The 21,538-nt window shown below is 45.1% G+C and carries 16 protein-coding genes and 3 pseudogenes; 10 read left to right on the plus strand and 9 right to left on the minus strand.

The window, feature by feature from the left end; all coding sequences use genetic code 11:
• Positions 1 to 37: 37 nt before the first annotated feature.
• From DMB88_RS12580 to DMB88_RS12590, 3 genes are all read left to right on the plus strand, one after another.
• Complete coding sequence (locus DMB88_RS12580) at positions 38 to 1,063, plus strand: alpha/beta hydrolase family protein (protein WP_128101634.1); 1,026 nt, start codon at positions 38 to 40, stop codon at positions 1,061 to 1,063.
• Between the two features lie 69 nt (positions 1,064 to 1,132).
• Positions 1,133 to 2,308 (plus strand): rhamnogalacturonan acetylesterase, encoded by a 1,176-nt coding sequence (locus DMB88_RS12585; protein WP_128101635.1) that lies wholly within the window; start codon positions 1,133 to 1,135, stop codon positions 2,306 to 2,308.
• Positions 2,309 to 2,769: 461 nt separating this feature from the next.
• Positions 2,770 to 3,684, plus strand: coding sequence for a phosphotransferase (locus DMB88_RS12590; RefSeq protein WP_128101636.1), 915 nt, complete (start codon positions 2,770 to 2,772; stop codon positions 3,682 to 3,684).
• A gap of 97 nt (positions 3,685 to 3,781) precedes the next feature.
• Here DMB88_RS12590 and mnhG read toward each other — a convergent pair.
• The 6 genes and pseudogenes from mnhG to DMB88_RS12620 all read right to left on the minus strand — a co-directional run.
• Positions 3,782 to 4,172, minus strand: a pseudogene (mnhG, locus tag DMB88_RS12595) (monovalent cation/H(+) antiporter subunit G).
• Positions 4,156 to 4,440 carry a Na(+)/H(+) antiporter subunit F1 gene (locus tag DMB88_RS12600; protein WP_056692373.1) on the minus strand — a complete coding sequence of 95 codons (285 nt, stop codon included), beginning with the start codon at positions 4,438 to 4,440 and terminating at the stop codon, positions 4,156 to 4,158. Before DMB88_RS12600 ends, mnhG begins: the two are co-directional and overlap by 17 nt.
• On the minus strand, positions 4,440 to 4,916 hold the full coding sequence (locus DMB88_RS12605) for a Na+/H+ antiporter subunit E (RefSeq protein WP_128101637.1): 477 nt from the start codon (positions 4,914 to 4,916) through the stop codon (positions 4,440 to 4,442). The genes DMB88_RS12600 and DMB88_RS12605 overlap by 1 nt, the downstream gene beginning before the upstream one ends.
• 6 nt (positions 4,917 to 4,922) lie before the next feature.
• Positions 4,923 to 6,400, minus strand: a pseudogene (locus tag DMB88_RS12610) (Na+/H+ antiporter subunit D).
• Positions 6,393 to 6,767 (minus strand): Na(+)/H(+) antiporter subunit C, encoded by a 375-nt coding sequence (locus DMB88_RS12615; protein WP_368028367.1) that lies wholly within the window; start codon positions 6,765 to 6,767, stop codon positions 6,393 to 6,395. The pseudogene DMB88_RS12610 and the gene DMB88_RS12615 overlap by 8 nt, the downstream one beginning before the upstream one ends.
• Positions 6,741 to 9,685, minus strand: a pseudogene (locus DMB88_RS12620) (Na+/H+ antiporter subunit A); the annotation flags it as partial. The pseudogene DMB88_RS12620 and the gene DMB88_RS12615, both read right to left, overlap by 27 nt.
• A 297-nt stretch (positions 9,686 to 9,982) precedes the next feature.
• Here DMB88_RS12620 and DMB88_RS12625 point away from each other — a divergent pair.
• Together DMB88_RS12625 and DMB88_RS12630 are read left to right on the plus strand one after the other, a co-directional pair.
• Entirely contained in the window at positions 9,983 to 11,116 is a 1,134-nt protein-coding gene (locus tag DMB88_RS12625) for a cache domain-containing protein (protein ID WP_254438548.1), read from the plus strand.
• 232 nt (positions 11,117 to 11,348) lie between these two features.
• Complete coding sequence (locus DMB88_RS12630; RefSeq protein ID WP_254438549.1) at positions 11,349 to 12,050, plus strand: ABC transporter substrate-binding protein; 702 nt, start codon at positions 11,349 to 11,351, stop codon at positions 12,048 to 12,050.
• Between the two features lie 175 nt (positions 12,051 to 12,225).
• On the opposite strand, the gene DMB88_RS12635 is transcribed toward DMB88_RS12630, so the two are convergent.
• Positions 12,226 to 12,636, minus strand: a complete 411-nt coding sequence (locus DMB88_RS12635; RefSeq protein WP_128101639.1) for a MerR family transcriptional regulator — start codon at positions 12,634 to 12,636, stop codon at positions 12,226 to 12,228.
• A 184-nt stretch (positions 12,637 to 12,820) separates the two neighbouring features.
• On the opposite strand from DMB88_RS12635, the gene DMB88_RS12640 reads away from it, so the two are divergent.
• A complete protein-coding gene (locus tag DMB88_RS12640; protein WP_128101640.1) occupies positions 12,821 to 13,861 on the plus strand; it encodes an NAD(P)-dependent alcohol dehydrogenase in 1,041 nt (346 codons plus the stop codon).
• A 250-nt stretch (positions 13,862 to 14,111) separates the two neighbouring features.
• Positions 14,112 to 14,483 (plus strand): iron chaperone, encoded by a 372-nt coding sequence (locus tag DMB88_RS12645; protein ID WP_128104424.1) that lies wholly within the window; start codon positions 14,112 to 14,114, stop codon positions 14,481 to 14,483.
• A gap of 225 nt (positions 14,484 to 14,708) precedes the next feature.
• On the opposite strand, the gene DMB88_RS12650 is transcribed toward DMB88_RS12645, so the two are convergent.
• The gene (locus tag DMB88_RS12650; protein ID WP_128101641.1) at positions 14,709 to 16,172 is read right to left on the minus strand and encodes a HAMP domain-containing sensor histidine kinase; all 1,464 of its coding nucleotides are present in this window, start codon (positions 16,170 to 16,172) and stop codon (positions 14,709 to 14,711) included.
• Positions 16,157 to 16,843, minus strand: coding sequence for a response regulator transcription factor (locus DMB88_RS12655; protein WP_128101642.1), 687 nt, complete (start codon positions 16,841 to 16,843; stop codon positions 16,157 to 16,159). The genes DMB88_RS12650 and DMB88_RS12655 overlap by 16 nt, the downstream gene beginning before the upstream one ends.
• Before the next feature lie 193 nt (positions 16,844 to 17,036).
• Between DMB88_RS12655 and DMB88_RS12660 the strand changes: the two genes are divergently transcribed.
• The 3 genes from DMB88_RS12660 (at position 17,037) to DMB88_RS12670 (ending at position 21,531) form a co-directional block, all read left to right on the plus strand.
• A complete protein-coding gene (locus DMB88_RS12660; protein ID WP_128101643.1) occupies positions 17,037 to 17,753 on the plus strand; it encodes a YceI family protein in 717 nt (238 codons plus the stop codon).
• Between the two features lie 254 nt (positions 17,754 to 18,007).
• The gene (locus tag DMB88_RS12665; protein WP_128101644.1) at positions 18,008 to 20,584 is read left to right on the plus strand and encodes a glycosyl hydrolase 53 family protein; all 2,577 of its coding nucleotides are present in this window, start codon (positions 18,008 to 18,010) and stop codon (positions 20,582 to 20,584) included.
• Positions 20,539 to 21,531, plus strand: a complete 993-nt coding sequence (locus tag DMB88_RS12670) for a discoidin domain-containing protein (RefSeq protein ID WP_254438638.1) — start codon at positions 20,539 to 20,541, stop codon at positions 21,529 to 21,531. Before DMB88_RS12665 ends, DMB88_RS12670 begins: the two co-directional genes overlap by 46 nt.
• Positions 21,532 to 21,538: the final 7 nt, after the last annotated feature.

The following is a 21,538-nucleotide window of genomic DNA, read 5'->3' on the forward strand; positions in this document are numbered from 1 at the left end:
AGAACGATTAGCTGAGTGTGGGAGGTAGTATTCGGAGATGTCTACGATTGAATCCTATTTGAGAGAGCGAACAAGCCAGCAGGGACGTTCAACATATCAGCCGGGTGATTCGCTGGAGCAGTGGAGTAGTCAGCTTAGATTACGGATAAAAGAAAGACTTGGTGGGTTTCCAGATATCGCATCTGCATTAAACCCAGTACAACTGGAGCATACCGTATGCGACGGATATACTCGTGAACGAGTTGAGATCACAACGTATGAGGGGCTACGTATGCCTGTATACCTATTGATTCCTACCGACAGTAAGACTTCCTCTGAAAACAGTATTCGACCTGCAGTCATTGCTTGCCACGGTCATGGGTATGGCAGCCGAGAAGTGACTGGAATGGAGCCGGACGGCACTCCGCGTGTAGGTGATCCGGGATTACACAAGGATTTTGCAGTATCTCTCGTGAAGCGAGGGTATATCGTTGCCGTTCCAGAATTGCTCGGTTTTGGCGACCGTAGACTGGAGGAAGATCGCGACGCAGCACCTGGCGTAAGCTCCTGTACGAAGATCGCTGCTCATCTGTTGATGGTTGGGGAGACGCTGGCTGGGCATCGGGTCTATGAGATGATACGTGTGTTTGATTATTTATCGGAGAGAGCTGATGTTGCTTCAGATAGGATTGGAATGATGGGTATTTCGGGTGGTGGGCTTGTGACGGCATTTACGGCTGCACTGGATGAAAGATGCCGTGCGGCGGTTGTGAGCGGGTATGCCAGCACGTTTCAGGGCAGTATATTAGATCGCAATCATTGTTTGGATAATTACATTCCGGGAATTTTGCTGGAGTCAGAATTACCAGACATCATCGGATTAATGGTACCCAGACCATTATTTATTGAAGCGGGCAGTGATGATCGGGTATTTCCACTATCTACAGCGAGAGAAGCTTATGCTCGGTTAACCGAGATCTATGAGCGACAAGGAGTAGCAGACGTGCTGGATGCAGATTTCTTTGCAGGTGGACATGAGATCAGTGGTGCGAAGGCCTATGACTGGCTAGAGAGAGTGTTGTAAGAGGTGCTTCGGAGATTGTGTTAGCTTGAGATGAAGATGAAATCTAATATGCCTGGGAGGAGATATGCAATGAACAGATGGGTGAGGTCGGTAAGAGTTCTGTTGAGTGCAACTTTGTTTGCTGGGGTGTTAGCTAGTGGGTTCGGATCAAGCGAGAGAACAGCTGCGCATGCGGCAGGTAATGAATACAAATTCGACTTTGGTGCTGGTTCGGTTGAGAGCGGTTACATTGGCGTATCTGCCTCGGATGCATATACATCTGCAAGAGGCTATGGCTTCAATACCCCGTCACAGATGCGCAACGTGTCAGCATCAGGTACAGGCGTTGCCAAGGATGCTGTACAGTTTCTCACATACGGTACCAAGAGCACCAATACATTCAATGTGGATCTGAACAATGGTCTCTATGAGGTGAGGGTGACCCTAGGCAATACAGCAAGAGCAAGTGTCGCTGCGGAAGGAGTCTATCAAATTATAAACATGACGGGCAATGGAGCTACAGACCGGTTTCAAATACCGGTGACCGACGGTCAGCTTAATTTGCTCGTAACGGAAGGCAAGGAAGGCACTGCGTTTACGCTGAGTGCGCTTGAAATACGGGAAATCTCAGATCAGGCGGTAACGAAGCGCACCATCTATATTGGTGGCGATTCAACGGTAGCGAACTATTATCCCTTGAGCAGTAGCGTCCAGGGGGGATGGGGGCAGTTATTGCCTTCCTATGTCAATAACGATACGTTTCAGGTGCGTAACATGGCTTCTGGAGGACAAATTGCACGCGGATTCCGTGACGATGGACAGATGGAAGCGATTCTGAAGTACATCAAGCCAGGGGATTACTTCATCCTGCAGCTGGGGATCAATGATACCAATGCGAAGAACAATACCACGGAGGCTCAATTTAAGGAGATCATGCGAGATATGGTGGTGCAAGCCAAGAACAAGGGAGCCACGGTTATTTTATCTACTCCGCAGGGAAGAGCAACGGACTTTAATTCCGCTAACGTGCATAGTGCAGAGAATCGGTGGTATAACCAAGCTACACGAGCACTGGCTCAGGAAGAGAACGTAACACTCGTTGAACTAAACAAGCTGAGTTCAGCTTACTTCACCTCCATTGGTCCTCAAGCAACGCTGGCGCTCTATATGACTGGAGACAGCCTGCATCCTAATCGCCAAGGGGCATCAGAGCTAGCACGTATTGTAGTAAATGATCTGAAAAGACAAGGATTGAATGGCTTCTAGGTTAAGTTAAAGTCTCAGATGGACACTCCCATTGAAATTAATGAATCATATAAAAGAAACGGCGCTTTTTTCTACATCATGTAGTGAACAAGCGTCGTTTCTTTTTTAATTGGCACTTCCAGTTCGAGCGATCTAATCGTGCCTGTTTCCTGTGACCGACACGAACACCATACTTTGGCTTTCTGCGTATATTCTTGTTAAGCTAAGGGGCAGTTATGCGAAACTTTTAAGTGCGTGTTCAAAAGGGCGGTTTTCAGTACCAAGAAGATGGGATGAAGATAGAAATGGAGTAGCGGAGCGTAGGCAAAACTACGTGAGCAACGGACATTTCGGCTGAATCCCATATCGGGCGCTGATCATGCCGTTAGGCATGCTTCGTAATCAAAAGCGAACTTTTTGAACAACCTCTTTAAGGAATGTAAACATCTAAATAACGTAAGGAACGAGGAGGCAGACAATTCATGGAAGGAACGAATGTATGGGATGCAGAGTGGGAGGTTAACGAAGAGCAGGCGCGGACACTGATCGGCAGACAATTCCCTCAGCTGTCATCGAAACGAGTGAAGCGATTGGGCTGGGGCTGGGACAATACGGTTTTTCTCATCGGTGAAGAGTATGTGTTCCGGTTTCCAAGAAGAACGATTGCAGTTGGCTCGATTCGTATGGAAGGGAAGCTGTTACCGAAGCTGGAGACATATATGACCATCCCCTATCCGAAACCGTTGTTTTATGGTGAAGCAAGTGACGAATACCCGGCACCGTTTCTTGGTTATGCCTACATGCCAGGAGATTTCCCAATCGGTTTGACGGAAGAACGCCGGGCTTTATCGGCAGATACACTGGCGAAATTTTTGCGGAGATTGCATGAGTTTCCGGTGCAGGCGGCGCTGAAGTGCGGAGTTCCGCAAGATCATCGAAACTTGACGGATATAGCATCGCGCAAAGTGAAAATGGAGGGCTTTCTATCGAAGCTGATTGAACACTTGTCGCCGGAGGAGTCTGATGTGATTGAAGCCTATATTAGCAGGCTGCAAAAGGACCGTGTCGAGGCGGTGAATACACTGCTACATGGCGATCTTCATTTCAAAAATATGCTCGTGAATGAGAACGGGATCGTTTCCGGTATCATTGATTGGGGCGATCTGAGCGTAGGTCATCCGGCTTGCGATTTGAGCGTTGCTTATAGCTTTTTACCACCTTACGCTCGCGGCGTGTTTTTCGAAACGTACGGAGGAGCGGACGAGGAAACGAAGCTGCTGGCGCGGCTGATCGCGGTATACATCCCCATTCTGATCTTAATGCAAGCGATCGATGACGGGAATGAAGCGATTGCGGTAGAGGCGAAATCCAACATCATGCGGGCACTGTCGGATTAGATTAAGAAATGAAGAAGATACGCACTACTAGTATTAAAGCAAATACACTACATAAAAAGACCTGCATCATCGCAGGTCTTTATTTCATGTTATGAGGTTACTCCATCATGTCCTTCTCTTCATGGTTAACCTTCTTACCTTTCAGTAATGGTTCGAGTTCATCTTGAATGCTCTGTTCCCAGAGAGGTACATCTGTACGGTAGGCAGCACGCCCGTTGAGATGCCCTGCAACAGGAGCAGTGATGAATACAAACAGGATACCTAATAATACGCGTGCACTGATGTAGTTATCGAAGATCCAGAAGAAGAAAAAGGCTCCGCTTAACACACACAGGACTCCAAGAGTCATACTTTTGGTTGCGGCATGCGCTCGTAAATAGACATCCGGTAAGCGAATGAGGCCAAATGCACTGAAGGCACTCAGTAACCCCCAGCAGAACGAGTAGACCAATGATAGTTTCAGCGGCTCCATTAACGATCTCCATCATTTTTGAACACCGCCCCCCGTTCGATATAACGTGCAAAGGCTACCGTACTTAAAAATGCGAGAATGCCAATCAATAAAATAATATCCAAATAGGCTTGTGTCTTAAGCATCATGGATAATACAGCTACAATGGCAATGACATTAATGCCTATCGTATCTAGGGCTGTGATCCGGTCTGCCATTGAGGGTCCTCGAAGGACACGATACAGACAGCCGAGAATAGCTAGCGATAGAATAAGCAACGAAATAAACAGCAGTGAGGACAACATTAACGTGTCACCTCCATGATTGCTTTTTCAAACGTGTTCTTGATATCATCTCTGAGCTTTTGTTCATCCTTAATATCCAGAGCATGGATAAACAGTTTACGTTGATTTCCTGAGATTTCGAGTGGCAAGGAACCTGGTGTTAGCGAGATCAGCAGACAGAGCAGGGTGACTTCCCAATCGGAAGATAGTTCTGTTCGATAGGTGAAGATACCTGGCCGAATATCAAGCTTAGGTTTAATGATCTGACGGATGACCTCAATACTGGCTCGCACCAGTTCTTTAAGCAGCAGTATAAGCAACTTGATGATCGCCCAGACGCGTACAACATACAACCGTTGCGGGAAGAAACGTCGCATGCCGCCAATGAGCAGCAAACCAAGTAAATAACCAGTAATAAAACCAACACCGTTCCATGCATTGTTCAGAAACATCCATACAAAAGCGATAATAAGATTGAGTATTATCTGAAAGGCCATACGCATCTACTCCTTCAATACGGCATCGATATACAGATTCGGATGCAGTAGAATGTCGCCTGCGCGCGAGGTTAATTGGAACATGCCTTCAGCCCCCACACCCATCACGATGATAAAAATAAACAGGATACCCGCAGGAATCAGCAAACCATTCACCGGATAAGGTCGGCGTACAACGCCTGCTGGTGGCTCACCCCAGAACGCCTGGATAAAGATACGTAGGACAGAGTAGAGCATTAACAAGCTGGAAAGTACCGCTATTCCTGTTAGTCCGTACAAGCCGGTCTGCAAGCCGCCTTCGAACAGCAGCAATTTACCTGGGAAGCCACTGAATGGCGGTATACCCGCTAATGCAAGTGCGCTAATGAAGAACATCCAGCCAAGCATTGGATAGCGTTTAATGAGGCCGCCCATATTGTCGAGTCTGGATGTGCCTGCGACTGCAATCAATGCGCCGCCTAACAGGAAGAGCAATGTTTTGATCAGCATATCATGCAACATGTAGAAGAGCAGACCTTCAAGTGCCGTACGACTGGCCGATGCCATGCCGAAGGCGACAAATCCGACACCTGCGATAACGTTGTAGATCAAAATTTTGTTCACGTCACGATAGGAGATTGCCCCAATAACACCCAGGATCATCGTGGCTCCGGCCATCCAACCGATTAAGGCATGGAAGAAATCCGGATCATGATAGAAGATGAGCGTGAACGTACGCACAATCGCATACAGACCTACTTTGGTTAACAATCCAGCGAACAGTGCTGTAACGACTGCTGGCGGAGCCGCATAGGAACCGGATAACCAGAAGAATAGGAACAATCCGGCCTTAATACTAAATACAATCAAGAACAACACTGCAATAAGTGTTACGACACCACTCTGACCGACCTCCGCAATTCGAACCGACAAATCAGCCATGTTTAATGTGCCAGTGATGGAATATAAGAAGCCGATGGAGGCAACAAAGAGTGCAGAAGAAACAATATTAATCAGGACATATTTGATCGTTTCCTGTAATTGTCGCTCCGTTCCTCCAAGAACAATTAAGGCATAGGAGGAGATCAGCATCAATTCAAAACTTACGAATAAGTTGAAGATATCCCCCGTAAGGAATGATCCGTTTACTCCAGCAATCAGAAAGTGAAAGAACGGATAGAAGTGATGCTCTTCCCGTTCCTTGTTGACACTGCGAAAAGCGTAGAGAAGGCAGGCTAACGCTATGATGGATGCGGCAACAACCAGTAGTGCTGATACCATATCGGCAACAAGCACTATACCATAAGGGGTGCCCAGCCTCCCATATTCAACGTTTGGATACCCGATTGGGCAACTTGAACGATTAACACCGTTGAAGCTGCCGCGGTGAGCAAAAGTCCAACAACACTGACGAACCGCTGAATGCTAACCTTGCGGAAAAAAAGGATAGCGATAACGCCTGTAATCAAGGGCAGCAGAATAGGTAGAACAACGAGATTATTCATATGGCCGCCCCCTTACTTCTTCCATATCGTCGGTTTTCAGTTTCAGATATGAACGGTAGGACAGAACAAAGAAAAAGGCAGTTAAACCAAAATTAATAACGATTGATGTCAAAATAAGCGCCTGAGGCAGCGGGTCAACATAACGTTCCGCCTGCTCTCCGAGTAAAGGTGGAGCTCCGGTCTTGAGGCGAGACATCGTAATTAACAACAGATGCACGCCATGTGTAAGAATCGACATGCCAAGTACAATCCGGAGCAGGCTCCGCGATAAGATTAAGAAGACGGCGACCGCAAACAGAATGCCAACGGCTACACACATCAATATTTCCATATCAGCGATCCTCCCGATCTGTAGAATAATAGTCATGGTGACGCCAAGGACAGCTAGATACACGCCTATATCGAACAGCATTGCCGTAGCAAGTTCGGTCTCTCCGAGTAAAGGGAGTTCAAAGTAACCAAAGGTTTGGCTGAGGAACGGAGCATCGAACAAAAATGATCCAGCCCCTGTTAATAAAGCAATTGCCAGACCAATCGATGTCAACACACGAAAATCAATAGGCAACGCTTTGCGAATCGTATCTGTACTAAATGCAAGGGCAATGAGTACGAGTGCAGCAGCTGTAACGAGACCGCCGATAAATCCGCCACCTGGATTGTGATGCCCCGCGAAGAACAAGTGCAAGGCGAAGGTCAAAATAATAAATACGACAACCTTGGTCGTGGTTTGCAGCAATACGTCATTACTTTGCAAAGGAACCGTATCCCAGGAAGATGTAGTTCCTTCCCGATTTCCATATTTCTTGGTGTTATCGTCATTATCATCAAGCTCGACCTCATTCTCATCTGTTGTTTCTTTCTTACGGAATTTCAATCGTGCGCCCAGATCTTTCGCTTCTAGATTCAGATTGATCATGGAGTAGATGGATAATGAAGCCACACCGAGCACCATAATTTCAAGTAACGTATCGTAACCACGGAAATCTACGAGTAATACGTTAACGACATTTTTACCACCTGCTGAGTTGTAAGCTTCCTCAAGGAAGAAGGTCGAAATGCTCTCCAATGAGGCTGTTCCGCTCGCCGCTAATGCTACAAACGTCATGACAATCCCGACAGATACTGCCACAACTCCGTTTACAGTGAGATATCGACGGCTTGACTTACCCGCTGAAGCTCAGGCAAATGATAGAAGCAGAGTAGGAACAGAGCTACAGATACGGTCTCTACGATCATTTGAGTCAATGCCAGATCCGGTGCTCGAAACAGAACAAAAAGCAGGGTTACGAGGTATCCGACCGCTCCGGTCATAATAACCGCGGATAGCCTATTCTTGGCAAAAGGAATGGATACAGCCGCAGCAATAAGCGTAATCAGTAATACGGCTTCATAGAACGAGAAGGGCGCATTGCCCTGGAAGTTCCAGGTTATATTTTCACCAGAACGGAAGAACGCATACACAAGAAGTGCAACCGTGAACGAAAAGATATAAACCAGGTAATTGCGCACAGAGCCATTCATATACGCTTCCGTCCATTTACGAGCATAATGCTGCAAGTTATCAAGCACGACATGATACATATTGTTAATCGTTAGACCTTGTGGATAATGCTCATACAGGTTTCTCCATTTAGGCAACAGTTTATATAATGTAACACCCAGTGCAATGACACCGGCGGTCATAATTAGTTCTGGCGTGAGACCATGCCAGAGGGAGAAATGCACATCGAATCGTTCGTTGCCACTCAGCAATTGAGGCAATACTGCAGCCATCGCAGGTTCAATCAGTGTCATTGCGACTAGGTTCGGGAAAAGACCGAACACGATGACCAGAATGCCAAGTGTGACTGGTGGAATGAGCATGCCGATCGGAGCTTCATGCATTTTCTCGGCAGGTAGCTCGCTGCGGGTGCTTCCTAGGAAGGTTTTGAAAGCAATAATCAGTGCATAAATTAACGTGAACACACTCGCCAGCCATGCAAACACGGGTAATAGGATGCTCCAAGAGCCAAGTCCAAAAATTCGCAGATGTGTGATTTCCACCATGGCTTGGAAGAACAATTCCTTGCTCAGGAAGCCGTTGAATGGCGGAATACCGGCCATCGCAAGTGAACCGATAAGAGCAACCGTGAAGGTGATTGGCATAAATGAAGCGAGCCCACCGAGCTTGCGAATGTCACGTGTTCCGGTTTCATGATCGACAATACCAACGACCATAAAGAGTGCCGCTTTGAACGTGGCATGATTAAACAAGTGAAGTAAAGCCGCCGTTGTGGCCACCGTATACATTGCGGAGGATTCACCGTATCCGAAGTACAGAGCGGCTGACCCAACACCGAACAGGGACATAATTAAGCCAAGCTGAGAAATCGTAGAATAGGCTAAGATCGCTTTAAGATCATTCTTCTTAACCGCTAAAAAGGAGCCATAACAGAGAGTTAGTATACCTACCCCAGTGACGAGCCAAAACCACAGTCCTTGCCCGCCAAAAATAGGCGTAAATCGTGCAACAACATAAATACCGGCTTTGACCATCGTTGCGGAATGTAGATACGCACTAACGGGAGTAGGGGCTTCCATCGCATCCGGTAGCCAGATGTGAAACGGGAACTGTGCCGATTTGGTAAACGCACCAATGAGTATGAGTACCAATGCAGGCAGAAATAATGCGTTTTCCTGAATCTGTCCCCAGTCTGCAATGGTGGCGCGAATGCTGAACGTACCTGTCATCAGATACATCAGCATGAATCCGGCAAGCATCGCGAAGCCGCCGAATACAGTGATTAAAAATGATTTTTGCGCACCCGAAGTAGATGCTTTACGTTTGTAATGAAAGGCAATCAGCAGGAACGACGTAATACTGGTCAATTCCCAGAAGCCATACAGCACAATCATATTGTCTGACAACACTACGCCGAGCATGGCACCCATGAACATTAATAGATACAGGTAGAAACGATGCAAGGCTTCCTTCTGATCCATATAATAAATCGAATAGAGTACAACGAGTATGCCGATACCAGTGATTAAAAGTGTCAGCAGAAGACTCAGACCATCCAGATAAAAGTTAAAACCGATATCGAGTGATGGGATCCATGGAATTAATCCAGACACATTGTTACGTTCAGACACGTCAGAGATGAGACTGACAAAATAAACAAATAATGAAACTGGAACGAGTAGAACTGCCCATCCCATATGTACTTTTCGGAAAAAGCGATGTAGCATGGACAGCAACATACCTACAACAAAAGGCAAAATAACAGCAACATGAAGCAGGCTCAACATTACACCCCCAAATTCTAGTTGAAGTTCTTCTGTGTGTGACAAACATGCTAAATGAACATTGTATTACATGCTTGCTCTCTAAATACATAACCCAAGTATGTATATACAGAATCGTGACTATTCTTTGAATGGAAGAAACTCGTACGAAATTTCGCAACATATTGTATGGGTGTGTATAATAAAAAAGCACATCGATTCCGATAAATATGAAAACAAATAGGTGACATCCCGTGTGTCTTTTGCAACATGAACATGTTATAAAAGCAAGATGGTTTCACCGTTTTACTGGAGGCAATGATGTCATTCAAACTTAGAACTGTACTTACAGCAATCTTTGCTACGTTATCTTTGCTTGTATCGTTAACAATCGGTTATATTTTCAGTCAAAAGTCGTTCCTTGCAGTGGAGACGGAAATCGGACACTCGTTAATGGGTACTGCTTCACAAGCATCTGACAAATTAGATCGTTTTATGTGGTCACGTTCAGGTGAACTGGATCTGCTAGGTCGAATGGCTGCGCTGGAGGATCGATTCGAGCCTAGTGAAATTCAGATGTTATTGGATCAGCTTCAGGATAGCTTTCCCTCTTATTCCTGGGTAGGATACATGAATCCTGAAGGAAAAGTTCTTGCTGCAACCGATGGTATTTTGTTAGGGGAAGATTTATCCGAAAGACCTGTGTATCAGGAAGGGATTAAGGGTAAATTCATTGGAGATGTCCATGATGCGGTGTTGCTTGCGAAACTTCTGCCTAACCCCACAGGTGAACCGCTGCAATTTGTCGATATAAGCTTTCCAGTAAAGGATAGTGATGGCAATACCCGTGGTGTTCTCGCTGCACATTTGAGCTGGGCTTGGGCGAAGGAAGTTGAAGACTCCATTCTTGCTCCGTTGCTTTCTGAGGAGAAGGATATTGAATTTTTTATTGTGAGTAAGAAAGAAAACACGGTGCTATTAGGACCGAAAGATTGGTTGGGTAAACCGTTAAAATTAGCTCAAATCCAACAAGCACAAATGAACAAAAGCAGTTGGACAACCGAAAAATGGCCAGATGGAAAAAAATACGTTACTGGATTTGCGTATAGCCAAGGGCATTTGGATTATCCAGGACTCGGATGGACGGTAGTAATCCGCCAGGTTCAATCCACCGCTTTTGCGTCTGTATCAGATATGCTCTGGTTCAACATCTGGTCAGGGCTTGCAGTTACGCTGTTATTTGCACTGATTGGATGGTGGGTTTCCCGTAAAATTGCGGCTCCATTGATGCGCCTTACACGAGTAGCTAATCAGCTTCGTGCTGGAGAAGAAGTACAGATTCCAGAGAATAAGGGGTTTGGAGAGATTGAAGAACTATCTCGTTCCCTTAGGGAAATGGTCGTTTCACTAACTGCTCGTACTAAGTGCGTGCGGACAATCTGTAGCCACTAATGCTTCAACAGGTGAGGGTACTAATGTAACAGCAGAGTCAGAAACGAAGACAGATCAGGATACAACGTCAGCTGGATCTACAACTGCAGAAGAAGAGTTAGTTACATTTCAATCCGATGCAGGAGAAGTTCAGGTACCTAAAGATCCGAAACGAATCGTTGACTTAACCGCGTTCACAACTGGCTATTTTGTTGCTCTAGATGCTCCAATTGTTGGAGCTTTAACCGGTGCAATGAACAACAAGTACATTAAGGATCAACTCACAGCAGCAGGAGTTACTGATCTGGGAGAAGTGCCTACACCAGAGCAACTGGTTAGTTTAAAACCTGATTTATTTATCGTATATACGGGGACAGAGGGAATTGATCAGTTATCACTCATTGCACCTGTAGTACAGATTGAATATGGTAAACGTCCTTTCAGAGAGCTATTGCTCGAACTAGGCAAGCTGACCAACAGAGAAGACAAAGCGCAAGCTTGGATAAGCAATTGGGAAAAGCAGATTAGCGAGTTAAAGCCTAAAGTGGAAGAGGCTGTAGGAAATCGTACCGTGTCCATCCTGAATCCTTATGACAAAGGATTATATGTCTTCGGTCATAATTACGGCCGTGGAGGTGAAGTCATCTATGGCGAGTTTGGGCTCAAGGCACCAACTAAAGCTCAGGCAGAAGCAATCGACAGTGGAACAGGATGGGCATCCATCTCTATGGAAGTATTACCCGAATATGCGGGAGACATCATTTTCACTAGCCCATGGTCTGGTGATACAAGTGATGCTAAGAAAGTTTACGAGCACAAACTATGGAAGAGTCTGCCTGCAGTTAAAGCGAATCACGTATTCCAACTTGATCCTACCTCGGATACATACAATGATCCGGTAACGTTGGAGGGTCAACTGAAGTTTATTACTGACAGCCTATTGTCAGCGAAGTAACCTATATAAAATAAAGATACAAATACAAATAAGACTTCCGTCTAAGTTACGGAGGTCTTATTTGCATAGAAGATGCGCTTCATGATGAGAAGTAGTAATGGATAGAAGTTGAAGGTATTAGATTTCAGTGTTACATCAGAGGTTAAGTCGATGATATTGGATGTTAACGTAACAGTTAGTTGGTGATAGGGCTACCCGTATTCACCTTGTGTATTTTTTCTGTACCCGCACTTAGTGCACTCTCATAATACGCGCATTTATGGTCGATCACTTCCATCGTCTTCTGTAGCTCCGCAATCTGAGCTTCTACGCTAGCTCTGCGCTCTGTAAACATGTCGTATCTTTGCTTCAACGTAGAGTCTCCTTCAGAGCACCAGGCAATGAAGTCTTTAATATCTTTGATTGGCATTCCGGTTGCTTTCAGACATTGAATGATCTTAAGAAAATCAATGTCAGATTCCTTGAATAACCGAGTTCCATTAGAAGTCCGTTCAACAAAAGGCATGAGTCCCTCTCGATCGTAGTAGCGCAGTGTATACACCGTAAGATCTAATTTTTTGGCAACCTCGCCAATCGAATATGTCATATATATGATTTTCCTTTCCATTAAGGTTAGACTTGGAGTTAACTATAGGATTGATCCGAGTGAATACTACCATGACGCATGATTAGATGTCAAAGTTGGAACTTAATAAAAAAAGTATTTGACCTAGAGTTAACTGTAGGGGGTACGATAATGCTGTATTCGAAATGAATAGGAGGTTTTTACATTGATTATAGCTAAAGCGAGAGCAGTTGACGGACCAGACCAACAATTTCGAAATGCCGAAATTAAAAGACGGGATCTTGATACCAGTGACGTACTGATCGAGATTAAATATGCGGGCATTTGCCATTCTGATATTCATACTGCACACGGTGACTGGGGGCCTGTGAACTATCCACTCGTTCCTGGACACGAAATTGCCGGCATTGTAACGGATGTAGGTACAGGTGTAACCAAATATAAAGTAGGCGACCGTGTAGGTGTTGGATGTATGGTGGATTCTTGTGGCGAGTGTGACAATTGCCGCAAAGGTGAAGAGCAATACTGTCTCAAAGGAAACATTCAGACCTATGCTGGGGTAGACAAGTATGGTGAGCCTACCCAAGGTGGTTACTCTACACATATCGTTGTAACAGAGAACTTCGTTGTTCGAATCCCTGATAATATTGCGCTTGATGCAGCTGCACCATTGCTGTGCGCAGGTATCACGACGTATTCACCACTACATCACTGGGGAGCTGGCCCAGGCAAAAAAGTAGCGGTAGTAGGTATGGGCGGACTTGGTCATATGGCTGTTAAAATTGCACATGCGATGGGTGCGGAGGTTACTGTACTATCCCAATCGCTTAGCAAGAAGGAAGACGGCTTGCAATTTGGTGCTGCCCATTATTATGCGACAAGTGAACCGGAAACATTTGAGAAACTTGCAGGTTCTTTTGACCTGATGATTAATACGGTAAGTGCCAGTATTGACATTAATGCATACCTGTCTCTGCTCACGCTGGATGGTACAATCGTTAACGTTGGTGCGCCAGCAGAACCATTGCCCGTACAAGTATTTTCTCTCATTGGTCACCGTCGTTCGTTCGCGGGTTCCATGATTGGCGGTATTCGTGAGACACAGGAGATGCTCGACTTCTGTGCTGAACATAACATCGCACCCAACATTGAAGTGATCTCAGCAGATCAGATTGATGAAGCTTACAAACGTGTACTTGCTTCAGACGTGAAATATCGCTTTGTTATTGATGCGAGTACGATTTAATAGGGTCAATTCGATAATAACTACACTAATCGTCGTTGATTAGCGCACGTATAAATGTACGCAATATAGCAGATATATTAAAAAGCAGCTAACCCTTGTGGTTACTGCTTTTTATACTATTTTATTACAAGTAAGCATATGTGTTTGCAATTGCGAGAGGTTACGGAGATATGATGAGTTTTGATTAAAAGGTAATTAGAGACTCCCTATTCATGATAGAATGGATTGGAGTATAAGGGGGAGGCATATGATGGAGACTTTTGCAGAATATTTAGCAAGCATTGATAACCCGGAGCATAAGGAACGAACGGAAGAGGTTTTGAAATGGGTTACGGAGAAATTTCCAAGTTTAAAGCCTAAGATTGCGTGGAATCAGCCGATGTTTACTGACCATGAGACCTTTATTATCGGTTTTAGTGTGTCGAAGCAGCATCTGGCTGTTGCTCCCGAGAAAGTAGTTATTAATCAGTTCTCAGAAGAGATCGTGCAGGCAGGTTATGAGCATACCAATCAACTCATTCGTATGAAGTGGAAACAGCCGACTGATTTTTCGTTACTTGAAAGAATAATTGAGTTTAACATTAAAGATAAAGCAGATTGCACTACGTTTTGGCGTAAATAGTCAGAGAAGGTGGAGCCGTTTCCTTCCATATCATTTATAAGAGGTTATTCAAAAAGTCCGCTTTAGATTATGATGCCTAACCGACATTTTTGAACCGTACTATAAGTAAAAAAAACGCGCACCGATGATCCATCGATGCGCGTTTGTAGTTAGTATCTCTCGCTTCATCTACTTGATCAAGGAGAGCACAAGTAGAGGCAAGCTGTTGACGCAACTGTAAATAACTCAGGCTTTAACTGGAGAAGGATACGTTTGCTCTTTAGTCACATGTTTAGGCGTTGTCCAACGTGGTAGCCTTAACGTGAACCTACTTCCATCAGGTGTGCTTGAGGTGAGAGACAGTTCTCCGTTCTGGGCGTTGGCGAGTAGCCTGCTGTAGGTAAGTCCAAGCCCCAAACCGCGATTTCTGCGTTTTTTGATCTCTCCGCGATAGAAACGTTCAAATATTTTCGGTTGATCAGCCTCGGATATACCTGTGCCATAGTCCTGTACATCTATAAATAGATTGTCACCTTCTGCCCGCAATTCAATGTCGAACTTGGCTGTTTGACCAGAAGCAGTAGCTTGAAGACCGTTATTCAGTAAATTAACGATAATTTGTTGAATACGCAAGGTGTCACCAATGGTGTACAATGGGCCTGCAGGTGCATGTAGTTCAACCTCGGGTGTCTTATCTTCGTACGCAATCTTCCACTGATAGATGATCTCGCCAACCAATAACTTCAGATCCGTTCGTTCCTTGCGCACAGCAACACTTCCGGCAGACATCGCATTGTAATCGAGTAGATCTGCAATCATCCGCTCCATGCGTTCCGATTCCTTCAAGGCAATATCCAAAAACTCTTTTCCTTCCTGAGGACTCACCACATCGTCGCGTACCGCCATAACGAGCCCTTTAATGGAAGTGACGGGTGTCTTGAGTTCATGACTCACGCCTGCTAATGAAAGAGTACGCCATTCCTCAAGTTGTCTTAAACGTGTCGCCATATCTCGGAAGGAGCTTACGAGTTCAGTGATCTCACGTTCTCGGGTTTTGATATCGAGGCTAACATCGTAGTTACCACCACGAATTTGTTCAGCCGCATAAGCTACTTGGCGAATAGGCCGGGATAACTTGTTGGATAGCAGATAGATCGTAAACCATCCACATAGAATCAATCCTCCCAGAATTAACAGCACAAGCCACATCGTTTCTGGGCCGAATGTAAGAGATTGTTTAGATTGCATAACCCATACTTTTCCAAGGGTTTGATCACCTTCGTTTATGTTGACGGTTACTCCTGCATATTTGTTATTTCTTGGTTCACGAAAATCGTCGGACAGTCGATAAAATACCTCTTCTTGAGTCATTTTAGGCTGAGAGAAAATCAATTGATTGTTGTTGTCCAACACCATGACACAGAAATAATGATCTGTATTAAATAGTTTCTCCCTCTTGGTTACCATCATGTCTAGATCGGGTGGTACATGAAGCTTATTATTGTCAATGGTTACACGATCGGCAATCTCCAGTCCTAACAATTCTGCGGTCTTGAGACTTTTCTCAATCGAGGTTGTACGGATCCAATAGAGCGCTCCTGCTACAATTATGGTGAAACCAATGCACAGGATCAGAAAATATCGAAGTGTCCAGTGGGACAAAATGGATGTTGAAGGTCTCGGTCCCTTTCTTCTCAGTTTGCGATCCAAAATTGATACCCCATTCCTCGCAACGTCCGAATTTCTCCTGTCTCTGGCAACCAGTGGGAGAGAGCCTGACGTAGTCGTTTAATCGATAAATCTACAGCACGATCACTGCCATCGTAGTCCATACCCCACACCTGTTCGATCAGATGATCTCTCGTAAATGTACGGTTCGGATATTCAGATAGAAATATGAGGAGTGATAGGTCACGTGGAGTGAGTGCAACCTCAGCGCCATTAAGCAATACCTGCTTGGCAGCGAGATCAATAACGAGATTGCCGTAACAGCGTTTATCCTCACTACCCGAAGTATAGTGAGGGTTACGTCGCAGTACAGCATTAACTCTTGCAACAACCTCTTCGGGGACAAATGGTTTGCTCATATAATCGTCAGCACCGGCATTTAATCCGTTGAGACGATCTCGAATGTCATCCAGTGCGGTTAGCATGATCACAGGACAAGCACTTTTTTCACGAATAATGCGCAGCAGATCCCATCCGTCCATTCCAGGTAGCATTACATCAAGTAAAACTAGGGAAGGATTCACGGAATCAAAAAGGGTAAGTGCAGTGGGGCCATCTGCTGCATGATGCACCTCAAATTCTGCTTTTCTCAGATAAGCAGCCAGAACCCGTGCAATGGCTTGCTCATCCTCGACGATGAGTATGGATTTCAAGAAAAGCGGTCTCCTTTCACTTCAAGAAGCTTGTGTACTGATTTTACATGAGCAAGAGCCTAATGCCAATGCTGTATTAGAGGATTCGAAAAAAATTGGTACATGTCCATCTTTGACTTCTTCCTGACACATTGGGCTGATATTATCCATATCAACAAGTAATTCAACCAATAATGTACTGGAGGAAAAATAAATGAACAAGAAGACCAAAACATGGATTATTACAGGGGTAGCTGCTGTGGCTATCATCGGAGGTGGAGGATATTACTTTACCAATAGTTACCTCGGCAATAACGTTGAAATCGAGCAAGTGCTTCCTGCTAGTACAGCAACATCAACCACGGCAGTAGATAGCACAGGAACGGCAGTAACAAGTGATGTTGTTGGCTCAGAGCAATTGAATGGAGACTGGAACATCAGTGAAGGCTCAAAAGTATATTTCTCTGTAACAACTTCACAGGAAACGGTTAATTTTGTGGACGAGCAGGTATCTGGTAAATGGACAATCAATGTAGATGACGCATCTCAGATGAAAGCAGAAGGACAGATTGAGATGGACGGTATTGACTCTGGTAATGGTCAACGTGACGGACATGTGAAGCAAGCGGATTTCTTCGATATTGCTACATACCCTCAAGCAACATTTACAGCTACCTCATTTGAAGGTTTACCAGCGGAATGGCCTGTAGGTCAGACGGTTGATGTGAAAATGAATGGTACATTGACTGTAAAAGGTGTTGAAAAAGAAGTCATTTTTGATGCAAAAGCTGCTTATGACAATGATCAGGTGTTGTTGTCTGCGACTTCAATGGTAACGTTCGAAGACTTCGGTATGGAAAACCCTCACTCTGTTGTTCTCTCAACAGAGAATGACATTAAGCTCCAGCTTGAGTTGAAGCTCACGAAATAAGCAAAATGGATCAAATGTACCAAAGCGAATCTGTTCTGTTCTACCTCAGGGTAGCGGAACAGATTTTTTTGCTTTCTATTAATTTTAACAAGACGACCAGGATGTGCGAATCAGCTGTGACACACAATTTGTTAAAATAACTGCTGTTTCCTTTGGATTATACCGTGTCGTCTATCAACCTGAAGCGCTTACAATGAAAAAGGTTAAACGCATTCATTGATCAATTTACAACGATAAAAAGGGGGAGATCAAGAGTGAACAAGAGGTACATAAGTGGTTGCCTTGTATTGCTACTGTTATTTTGCGAGCTAGGTTTGTTGGTTCAGCCGGCAGACGCGGCAACGAAGGTGAATGTAGCATTAAATAAAGAGGTGACCGTAAAATCGGAATATCTGGAGTATGGGAGTAATAAAAACCATCTGGTGGATGGTAAACTGGATACACATTGGAGTTCCAAAGAAGCAGCTACCGAAGAAGCTCCTCAATGGATTCAGATTGATCTGGATGGAGAGTTTCGCTTAAACGGGGCAGAGATTGTATTGAAAGAACAAAAGAAGATTCATCTTGATGTTGAGGTTTCTTTCGACGGGGAGAATTGGGAGCAAGTAGCAACTCATAGAGAAGAAACAACAGAGCAGCAGCTCAATTTTGACTTTCAAACCGATCTAGTTCGATATGTAAAAGTGACTATTCCATTTTATGATCAACAGGGGGCATGGCCAACGCTGTCCGAGATTCGTATTTTTGGACAACAAGAAGGACGTGAGCCGGAAAATATTACAGCATATGATGACGTGAATATCACGACAATCATTGGTGGTGCGCCTGTCTTACCTACCGAGGTTCGGGCACAGTATGGTGCGGATCAATCAGGTCATGTAGCCGTAGTCTGGGACCATATTGATCCTGAACAATATCAGTTGGCTAACACATTCAGTGTAAACGGTCATGTGGAAGGTGCGACAATTCAACCCACCGCTTCGGTAACGGTGCAAGGGTATCAAGATGATTTTATCAGAGGTGTCGATATTTCTACGTTAACGGCGATTGAAGACAAAAAGGGTAAATTCCTCGACAGCAACGGTACCGAAAGGGACTTGCTTGATATTCTTAAAGACCGTGGTGTAAATTACGTCCGTATTCGCTTGTGGAATGATCCACAAAAATCAGGAGGTTATAACGATAAAGAAGATGTCATCCGTTTAGCCAAGCGAGTGAAGGAAAAGGGCATGAAAATCCTGCTTGATTTCCATTACTCTGATGAGTGGGCGCATCCGGGTCAACAGCTACGTCCCAAAGCATGGGAGAATCTGACCTTCGATCAGTTGAAGCAGGCTGTATACGATTATACGTATGAGGTTGTTGGTGAAATGAAGGAAGAAGGTGCCATGCCAGACATGGTGCAAATTGGTAACGAGATTAACAGCGGAGTGCTTAATGGATACGTGAGTACAGTGAATCAGACGGAAAATGTTGCTCTGCTACAACGTGGTGTTGATGCTGTACGTGCCCTTCAAGGAGATCAGCACGTTCAGATTATGATTCATCTGGCTGAAGGTGGACAAGCGGATATGTTTGATACCTACTTCGGTGAATTGGAGAAAGGGAAACTGGATTACGATATTATCGGTCTCTCTTATTATCCGTTCTGGCACGGTACGTTCGCAGATGTACAGGAAACGATGAACCGAGTATCCCAGAAATACAAAAAAGATGTCGTTATTGCTGAAACATCGTATCCATTTTCCTTCAAAAATGGTGATGCCCATGGCAATATTATCGGTGGCCCGGACAAATTAAATGTCGGAGGTGCGACATTCCCAGCAACAGTGCAAGGTCAATATGACGCTATTGCTGGCATTATGGACTTGATTGCTGAAGTGCCCGAAGGACGTGGAGCTGGGTTCTTCTATTGGGAGCCTGCCTGGATTCCTGCTGGAGTGGGCTGGATTGCTTCCGAAGGGGATGCATGGGAAAATCATGCGATGTTCGACTACGATGAATTCCCAGGGAACGGAGGAAATTCCTTAGAAGGACGTGCATTGCCATCCCTTGATGTGTATAAACGCGGAATGCAGAATGTTCCTGCGGATCGTCAGCATTTATCTGCAGCAATTACACGTGCACAAGGTTTGGTAGCCAAAGATTTCGAAGAACAGAGCTGGCAATTGCTTGCGCCGGCGATTGAAGCTGCTAATTCTGTATACCGAATGGTATATACATCAGCAGGAGTAACGCAGGAAGAAATTAATGATGCAACCTCTTCTCTTAAGCAAGTCATGGATTCAATGGAAGTAATCCCCGCGAATCGAGCGTTGCTTCAAGCTAAGGTAGACGAAGCGCAGACATACAAGGAATCGGATTGGTCAGCGGTCACATGGGGGATTGTTACTAAGGCGCTTGCACATGCGACTCAGGTTCTATCAGATCCTAGAGCGACCCAGACTGATGTAGATGCGGCGGAGAAACGTTTACATGAAGCCATTAGCGGACTATCTGATGTAGACAAAACCAAATTAACGTTGCTGATCGGTGAGATGCAGCAGCAGAATGCCTCATCGTATACCCATCGAAGCTGGAAGACGCTAATGGATGCGTTGCAGGCTGCAATCGTTGTGAGAGATAAGCAAAGTGCAGTGCAATCTGAGGTTAATCAAGCTTTGGAAACATTACAGCAGGCCAATCAAAGTCTTGTTCGCCTGCAAGCTCTAGCAACCCATAAGACAGCGACAGCTTCTTCAAGTGCTGGACAAGGTGGGGTCAGGCGAATTCACCAGAAGGAGCAATCGATGGCAATACAACGACGTCATGGGGAACAGATCAGAGCGTAGGTAGCTGGTGGGAAGTAGACCTTGGTAAGGTTGCCTCTGTTCGCACGATTGAAATGTCAATGTGGAGTGGTGGCATTAAGTACAAAATTGAGGTCTCCAAAGACCGTAACGAATATGTAAAAGTCGTGGACACAACAAGTGATGTTATTGTTTCAACAGGGCCAAGACACGTTCTCCCTGATCAGACACAAGCACGTTATATTAAGGTTACGATAACAGCGGGACCAGAATGGGTAGGGTTCATGGATTTTGAAGCATATGGTACGTTCCCAGCGGATAAATCTGTTCTTGAAGCAAGCGTGAGTTCAGTAGCCGAATTGAAACAAAATGATTATACGACAGCAACCTGGAATGAGTTCAGCAAGGCGCTTGAGCACGCAAAGTCTATTATCCAAGATGAAGAAGCTTCCGTCCAAGATGTTGGTGCTGCTGATGAAGAGTTGCAGGCTGCAACTCGTCGACTCAAACGGGAGGAATCTACACCTGGCTCTGGACCTTCGCAGCCGACTCAACCATCACAGCCAAGCGAACCGTCACAACCATCCAGTTCAGGAGCGGTTCCATCAACGGGAAATTCCAATGGTGTGACACCGGCTGATACGAATAATCGACCTGAGAAAGGTGCAATTTCTGTTGATGGCATCTTAACAGGTAATGGAAACTATGCAATTCGTCCGACTGCACAGCAATTAAACGAAGCGGTTCAATCGATGGAGGCAGGAGCGCAGCAATTAAAGCTAATTGCTAAACTACCTGACAACTCCAGAGCCGTATCGTTCCAATTAAACACGAATCAACTTGCAGAATGGGTCCGTTCGCAGGCTGTTACATCACTAGATCTAATCGTAGGGGGACTTCGATTCGCATTCCACTCAAATCTATTCCGCTACAAGGTGAAGAAACTGCCGGAACATTTGATGTTGAGGTGTCTGAAGGATCAAATATAGCTTTAAC

The sequence above is a fragment of the Paenibacillus sp. DCT19 genome, assembly GCF_003268635.1.
Taxonomy (GTDB): domain Bacteria; phylum Bacillota; class Bacilli; order Paenibacillales; family Paenibacillaceae; genus Paenibacillus.